At 69.9% G+C, this 7,599-nt stretch carries 9 protein-coding genes; all 9 read left to right on the forward strand.

Going from position 1 to position 7,599, the window contains the following annotated elements:
- Positions 1-99: 99 nt before the first annotated feature.
- The 9 genes from D588_RS0113765 (at position 100) to D588_RS0113805 (ending at position 7,437) form a co-directional block, all read left to right on the forward strand.
- Entirely contained in the window at positions 100-405 is a 306-nt protein-coding gene (locus D588_RS0113765; protein WP_017910734.1) for a lysozyme inhibitor LprI family protein, read from the forward strand.
- Between the two features lie 65 nt (positions 406-470).
- Entirely contained in the window at positions 471-1,835 is a 1,365-nt protein-coding gene (locus D588_RS0113770) for a peptidoglycan-binding domain-containing protein (protein WP_017916396.1), read from the forward strand.
- 196 nt (positions 1,836-2,031) lie between these two features.
- Complete coding sequence (locus tag D588_RS0113775) at positions 2,032-2,721, forward strand: M15 family metallopeptidase (RefSeq protein WP_017916397.1); 690 nt, start codon at positions 2,032-2,034, stop codon at positions 2,719-2,721.
- A 29-nt stretch (positions 2,722-2,750) separates the two neighbouring features.
- Positions 2,751-2,948, forward strand: a complete 198-nt coding sequence (locus D588_RS0113780) for a CPXCG motif-containing cysteine-rich protein (RefSeq protein ID WP_010340161.1) — start codon at positions 2,751-2,753, stop codon at positions 2,946-2,948.
- A 79-nt stretch (positions 2,949-3,027) separates the two neighbouring features.
- On the forward strand, positions 3,028-3,417 hold the full coding sequence (locus tag D588_RS0113785) for a membrane protein (RefSeq protein WP_017916398.1): 390 nt from the start codon (positions 3,028-3,030) through the stop codon (positions 3,415-3,417).
- Between the two features lie 226 nt (positions 3,418-3,643).
- On the forward strand, positions 3,644-4,021 hold the full coding sequence (locus tag D588_RS0113790) for a hypothetical protein (protein ID WP_017910738.1): 378 nt from the start codon (positions 3,644-3,646) through the stop codon (positions 4,019-4,021).
- A 169-nt stretch (positions 4,022-4,190) separates the two neighbouring features.
- Complete coding sequence (locus D588_RS0113795) at positions 4,191-4,949, forward strand: HAD family hydrolase (RefSeq protein ID WP_043084906.1); 759 nt, start codon at positions 4,191-4,193, stop codon at positions 4,947-4,949.
- Between the two features lie 150 nt (positions 4,950-5,099).
- Complete coding sequence (locus D588_RS0113800; protein ID WP_026143704.1) at positions 5,100-5,684, forward strand: hypothetical protein; 585 nt, start codon at positions 5,100-5,102, stop codon at positions 5,682-5,684.
- 391 nt (positions 5,685-6,075) lie between these two features.
- Positions 6,076-7,437: a VOC family protein gene (locus tag D588_RS0113805; protein WP_017916401.1), complete on the forward strand. Its 1,362-nt coding sequence runs from the start codon at positions 6,076-6,078 to the stop codon at positions 7,435-7,437.
- Positions 7,438-7,599: the final 162 nt, after the last annotated feature.

Raw genomic sequence — 7,599 nt, forward strand, 5'->3', positions numbered from 1 at the left:
GCCGCGCACGATGCCGGTACCCAGGCCGATGCGGGCGCGGCCACACCGGTTGCATCGGCTCCGGCGACCGCCCCTTCCACCGCTTCAGGAGATTCCCCCGTGCTGCGACCGTCCTACGACACCTGCATCACCGCCGCCGGCGGCGCGACCCCGGCGATGCTGGACTGCATTTCCGACGAACACGCCTACCAGGACCAGCGCCTCAACACCGCCTACAAGGCGGCGATGGCCAAACTGAGTGAGGCCGAGCAGCACGCGCTGCGCGAGCGGCAGCGCAAGTGGATCGCCGAGCGCGACGAAAAGTGTGTCGCCGATCCGGACGGCGGCCAGGCCGAGCGCGTGGATGCGGCCGAATGCCGGCTGGAAATGACCGCGCACCGCGCCGACGAACTCGAAGCGCACTGACCACCCCTGTATCGAACCCGACGCGCGGCGCCTTCCACGCCGCGCGTCCTGCCAAGGAGAACGCGATGAGCGACAAGGATTGGGAACTGGGCCAGACCTCCAAGCACTACGAGACCGGCGGCCGCGGCGCGTCGACCGTGTCCTCCGGCGTCGACGACCCGGGCGGCGTGTCCTACGGCTCGTACCAGATGACCTCGCAGACGACGACCCGTGAGGGCAAGGTCATCAACGGCGGCACCGTCGCCGCGTTCGTCAAGGACAGCAAGTACAGCGACGACTTCGCCGGCCTCAAGCCGGGTTCCGCCGAGTTCAGCGCCAAGTGGAAGGAACTGGCCAAGACCGACCCTGGCTTCGGCCAGGAACAGCACGACTACATCAAGCGCACCCACTTCGACAAACTGGTCGACCGGCTCAAGGACAAGGGCATGGACCTGTCCGACCGCGGCCCGGCGGTGCAGGACGCGATGTGGAGCACCGCGGTCCAGTACGGTCCGGGCAGCGACAAGAAGCCGGGCGGGTCCGGCGTGTTCCTGCGCGCCATGGAAGAGAAGTTCGGCAAGCAGGCGGATCTGTCCAAGATTTCCGACAAGGAGATCGTCAGCGCGGTGCAGGACTACAAGGCCGAGCACGTCAAGGAGCTGTTCCCGCGCGTGCACAAGCAGAAGACCCTGGACTCGCTGGAGAACCGCGCCGAGAACGAGAAGGCCGACCTGCTCAAGCTGGCCGACCTCGGCAAGACCGTGGCCAAGCCCGGCGAGCAGCGCGACGGGCACACCGCGCCGAAGTCGCACGACGGCCATCGCGAGCCGGCCGCGCACAACGGCGTGCTGGCGCGCAATGCGCAGGGCGAGGCGGTGAAGGGCCTGCAGGAGAAACTGGCCACGCTCGGCTACCTGGAGGCCAAGGATGCGATCGGCACCTACGGCCCGAAGACCGAAGCGGCGGTGGAGAAGTTCCAGCAGGACCAGCACCTGAAGGGCGTGGACGGCAAGGCCGGCCCGGAGACGCTGGGCGCGCTCGACCGCAGCGTGCAGCGGCAGCAGGGCGTGGAGCAACTGCGGCGCGACAGTCCGCTGTTCGACCAGGCGGTCGCGCAGCTGGAAAAGCACGGGCGCAACGGTGGCTACGGCGACCGCGAGTCCATGCAGCGTGCGGCCGGGCAGTTGGCGTTCGAGGCCAAGGTCAGCGGCATGTCGCGCATCGACGATCTGGTCGCAAGCACCGATGGCCGCGGCATGATCGCGGTGCAGCGCAATCCGGAGAACGCGCACGACGTGCATCGCGCGTATGTCGACCGTCAGCAGGCGGCGACCGTGCCGCTGGAGCAGAGCCAGCAGCAACTGGCGGCCGAGACCCAGCGCCAGGCGCAGGAGCGGCAGGTGCAGGACCAGCAGCGCACCCAGACCCAGGCGCAAGCCCCCGGGCGCTGAGTCGCCCCGCGCAGGGCGGTCATCGGCACGCGCCGCTGGCCGCCCTGCCTTGCGCAGTTCGCATCGCGCGTCGTGGCAGGCGCGCGGCAGGACAGCGGCCGCGGCCATGGCCTATGCTGCACACATGTCGCATGACCGCTTCTGCCGCCACCTTTCTTCGTCGCGCCCCGGGCGCCGGGCTGGCGCACTGCGCGCAGTGGGCCTGACGCTCGCGTTCGCCGTCGTGCCTGCCACGTTCGCGGTGGAACCGACCACCTCGCCGGCGACCACGCCGGAACAGGCGGGACTGGTCGACGTGCACACGCTGGCGCCGGACATCGCGATGGACATCCGCTACGCCGGCCACGACAACTTCACCGGTCGCCCGGTGCCCGGCTACGACGCACCCAAGTGCTATCTGCTGGCGCCGGCCGCGAAGGCCTTGGCGCAGGTGCAACGCGACCTGCAGGCCAAGGGCTACCGCCTGCAGGTGTTCGACTGCTATCGGCCGCAGCGCTCGGTCCGCGCCTTCGTCGCCTGGGCGCGCGATCCGCAGGATCAGGTCGCCAAGGCGCGCTACTACCCCAAGCTCGACAAGGGCGTGCTGCTCGGCGACTACATCGCCGAACGCTCCGGCCACAGCCGTGGCGCCACCGTCGATCTGGGCCTGCTGGACTGCCGCCAGGGCGCTTGCCGCGCAGTGGACATGGGCACCGGCTTCGACTTCTTCGACCCCAGCGCGCACACCGACACGCCGGCCATCGACGCCACCCAGCGCGGGCATCGCCAGCAACTCCTGAAGGCGATGGCCGCGCGCGGCTTCGTCAACTATCCGATGGAATGGTGGCACTACACCTTCCAGCCCGAGCCCAGCCCCGGCGTCGCCTTCGACGTGCCGGTGCGCTAGCGCCTCCTCGTCTTCGCCACGGACCACCCATGACCGGCACGCACCAGTTCGTCGACCTGCAATGCCCTTACTGCGGCGAGTGGATCGATGTCGCCCTGGATCCGTCGGTGGACGTGCAGCAGTACGTCGAGGACTGCCAGGTGTGCTGCAAGCCGATGCTGATGACGGTGCGCTGGGACGAGGACGGCGCGCCGGTGGTGAGCGCGATCGCCGAAAACGCCAGTTGATCAGGATGCCGGCGCGGTGCCTCGTACGCCGATGCGCGACACCCTCTAGACTTGCGGCCTTGCCGACCGAGGACACCCGATGAACCTGCCGCTGCACTTCGGCCTGCTGGGCTCGCTGGAAGCCGGGCTGATCGCCTTGGCGGTCGGCTTCCTGGTGTATGCGCTGTGGCAATGGCTGGGCCGGCGGCTGGGCTGGTCCGAGGGCCAGCAACTCGGCGGCGCCTGCCTGATCGCGGTGGCGGTGTCGGCCGGCATCGACTGCTGGAACCTGTTCTACACCAGCATCGTGCGCCTGGAGTCGCCGCTGTATGCGCGCATCGCCCTGGCCAGCATCCACGATCCGGACGAACTGGGCTCGCGGGTGGTGCTGGAAGTGGCCGGCGCCCTCTCCGGCGTGGCCCTGGCGTGGGTCGTATTCAGGGCGCGTTCAAGCGAAAACGCCGGCGACGGCGGTCACGAAACACGGTGAAACAGACGTTTTCTTTCTGCAATTCAAACGTCTCGAATGGACGCCTTACTGCTTGCTGACGGAATCCTAACCAGTGCGGTAGCGCGCTGCGCAGACGTCGTGGTTAACGAAGCGTTTTGCAGCAGATTTCGACAGGGAATGGATTCAGTCTGAGACCGGCACGGTAGCGCCGTGTTCCGGAATCGACCGGACATGCCACACCGAGAGAGCCAAGGAGAATCCACCCATGAACATTCGCACCCGCACCCCGCTGATCGGTACCGCCGCCCTTCTCGCCGCTGCGCTGGCCCTGCCGGCGTTCGCCCAGGACGCGCAGGCCGATGCCGCCGCGCAGGCGCAGACGCAGTCGTCCACCAGCGCCACCGGCCAGAGCGGGCAGGCCGGCGCGGCCTCCGGCGGCGCCCAGACCTGGGCCGACGTGGACGCCGACAAGGACGGCGCCATCAGCAAGCAGGAAGCGCAGGTCAACGCCGGCCTCAGCCAGATCTTCGCGCAGGCCGACGCCAACCACGACGGCAAGCTGACCCCGGACGAGTACAAGGCCTACGTCGCCAAGCAGCAGGGCGGCGCGGCGACCGGCAGCGACAGCAACGGCGGCCAGTAACGGGAGCGGTACCGGCACGGCGGTCGCGCGGCGATGAGGACGCGCGCCGCCTGGCCGGGGCCGACCCTGGAGCACCACGACGGCGGCCTTGGGCCGCCGTCGTGCGTTGTGCTTCAGGGCAGTGCCCGTCGTCTATTGGTCGGCGACCCGCTGCTATGCTTGGCGGATGATGCCGACACCTACCGCCTTGCGTTCCTCTCCCATCGCCCTGGTCGGTTTCGACGGCGACGACACCCTGTGGAAGAGCGAGGACTATTACCGCGACGCCGAGGCCGCATTCGAAGCCATCCTCGGCCAGTACCTGGACCTGCAGGACGCCGGCACCCTGCAGCATCTGCTGGCGGTGGAGCGCCGCAATCTCAAGGTCTTCGGGTATGGCGTGAAGGGCATGACCCTGTCGATGATCGAGGCGGCGATCGAGCTGACCGAGGCGCGCATTTCCGCGCACGACATCGGGCGCATCGTCGAGATCGGCCGCGCCACCCTGCAGCATCCGGTGGAGGTGATCGCCGGCGTGCGCGAGGCGGTGGCGGCGATCGCCGCCGAGTTCGAGATCGTGCTGATCACCAAGGGCGACCTGTTCCACCAGGAAGCCAAGATCGCGCAGTCCGGCCTGGGCGACCTGTTCCCGCGCATCGAGGTGGTGTCGGAGAAGGACCCCAAGACCTACGCCAAGGTGCTGTCCGAGTTCGGTATCGGCGCCCAGCGCTTCGTGATGATCGGCAACTCGCTGCGTTCGGACGTGGAGCCGGTGATCGCGCTCGGCGGCTGGGGCATCCACACGCCGTACACCACGACCTGGGCGCACGAGGCCGAGCACGGGCTGTCGGCCGACGAACCGCGCCTGCGCGAAGTGGCCGCGGCCGCGGACTGGCCGCAGGCGGTGGCCGATCTCAACCGGCATGCGGCGAGCCTGCAGCGAGGTTGAGTGGAACCCTCGCCCTGCGGCGTTGGCATCACCGGCCGCTGGCGGTGTCGCATAGGAGCGGCTTCAGCCGCGACATCGCCGAGTCTGCGGTGGGCATCGCTGTCAGCTCGCCGCGCTGACAGCGCCCACTGCCTCCGGCAGAATCGACGCATGCCTCCGCTTCCGTCTCCTGCCGGTCTGTTACTGAGCGCCGCCCTGTTGGCTGCCGGCCCGGCCATGGCGCAGGGGACGCCCGCGCGCGCCCCTGCCTCCGAGAGCGGGGAAACGGCACCGGTCGAGGTGCCCGGTACCGACGATGCCTGGATCGATCGGCAGTTGCTGGACATCGACCGCTACGCCGCGCGCTACCCCGACAGTTTCCTCGACGAGGTCGCGCGCTACGCGCAGATGCCGCGCGGCTATGCCGAGGTGCTGCTGCGCGATCGGCGCTGGCCGCCGCGCGATGTCTATGTCGCCGCGTTCCTGGCCAAGGCCGCGGGACGGCCTTACCGCGAGGTGGTGCGCGCACGCACCGCGGCCGGCGTTCCGGCCGGCTGGGCAGCGGTGGCGAGCGACATGGACGCGCCGCCCGGTTCGCTGGCCTACCGCGCGCTGCGCCATGCCATCGTCGCCAGCTACGACCACTGGGATCGGCCGATCGTGCTGGACGCGCTGTTGCGCCGGCAGCTGGGCGACCGCGCCACCCGCGACCGCGCTGCGACGCAGCCCCAGGACGGATCCACGCGCACGCAATAAGCGCGGGGGAGCACAACGACACAGAGCGGCCGCCTGCACGTTCGCCCATGTCTTTGCGCGAACCTCCCGTGGCCCTGCACGGCATGCAGGCACCGGTATGCACCAACGTCAGCACACACAAGCCCCTCTTCCCCCGGGAGAGGGGTTGGGGTGAGGGTCGGGGCGCGCAGCGCTCCAGGCAGTTTGGGTGCACGAGGCTGCGCCCGGACCCTCATCCGCCCCTGCGGGGCACCTTCTCCCGGCGGGAGAAGGAGACAGCGGTGCCGGCCGCGCCCGCGCCGCACCGATACGCGCCGCCCATTCATCCACACTGGCCGCGCCGCCGCCGCGGCGCGAGAATAGGCGTTCTGCCGGTCCTGCTGCCGGCGCCACCGCCGCTCCGGACCGCCCGATGACCAACGCCTTCGTTTCGCCCGACGCTATCCGCAGCCTGTTCGCGCAGGCCATGTCCGACATGTACCGCACCGAGGTGCCGTTGTATGGCACGCTGATGGAGCTGGTGGCGCAGGTCAATGCGCAGACCCTGGCTGCGGACCCGGCACTGGAGGCGCAGCTGCAGCGCAACGACGAACGCGCGCGCCTGGACCAGGAGCGGCACGGCGCGATCCGCGTCGGCACCGCCGAGGAACTGGCCACGCTGCGCCGCCTGTTCGCGGTGATGGGCATGGCGCCGGTCGGCTACTACGACCTGTCGGTGGCCGGGGTGCCGGTGCACTCCACCGCGTTCCGCCCGCTGGATGCCGCGGCGTTGGCGCGCAATCCATTCCGCGTGTTCACCTCGCTGCTGCGCTTGGAGCTGATCGAGGACCCGGCACTGCGCGAACAGGCCGCGCAGATCCTCGCCAAGCGGCGCATCTTCACCGACGGCGCGCTCGCGCTGATCGCGCAGTGCGAACGCGACGGCGGCCTGGGCGACGCCGACGCGCAGCGCTTCGTCGCCGAGGCGCTGGAGACCTTCCGCTGGCACAGCGACGCGACCGTGAGCCTGCCGACCTACCGCGCGCTGAGCGAAGCGCACAAGTTGATCGCCGACGTGGTCAGCTTCCATGGCCCGCACATCAACCACTTGACCCCGCGCACCCTGGACATCGACGCGGCGCAGGCGGAAATGCTGCGCCGGGGCATCGACGCCAAGGCGGTGATCGAAGGCCCGCCGCGTCGCGCCTGCCCGATCCTGCTGCGCCAGACCAGCTTCAAGGCGCTGGAGGAAACCGTGCGCTTCCCCGCGGGCGCGGACGGCGCCGAGGCCGGCACCCACACCGCGCGGTTCGGCGAGATCGAGCAGCGCGGCCTGGCCCTGACGCCGAAGGGCCGCGCGCTGTACGACGCGCTGCTGGAACGCGCACGCGCCGCCGACGGCAGCGCCGGTGCCGACTACGCCACGCGCCTGCAGGCCGCGTTCGCCGATTTCCCCGACGACTACGCCACCCTGCGTCGCGAGGGCCTGGGCTATTTCCGCTACGCCCTCACCGATGCCGGTCGCGCCGCCGGCGCTGCGGCCCTGGCCGGGAAGCCGGCCGAAGCGCTGATCGCCGACGGCCTGGCCAGCGCCGACCCGATCGTCTACGAGGACTTCCTGCCGGTCAGCGCCGCCGGCATCTTCCAGTCCAACCTCGGCGGCGGCGAACAGCGCGCCTACGCCGCGCACGCCAACCGCGCCGCGTTCGAGCAGGCGCTGGGCGCGACGGTGCACGACGAGTTCGCCATCTACGCCGGTATCGAGCGCGATTCGCTGGAGGCGTTGGCGGGTTGAGGCGGGGATTGGGGAATCGCAACAGCGGTTTCCCAGCGTCGTGTCGCCACACGCGCACGACGATACGGCGGTGCGTTGTGAGTGGGCTTCAGTCCCGATGGTGTCCGAAGACAACAACGCTGCTCACACCACCGCGCGTCGCGGCTGAAGCCGCTCCCACAA

The organism is Xanthomonas sp. SHU 308, assembly GCF_000364645.1.
Taxonomy (GTDB): Bacteria; Pseudomonadota; Gammaproteobacteria; order Xanthomonadales; family Xanthomonadaceae; genus Xanthomonas_A; species Xanthomonas_A sontii.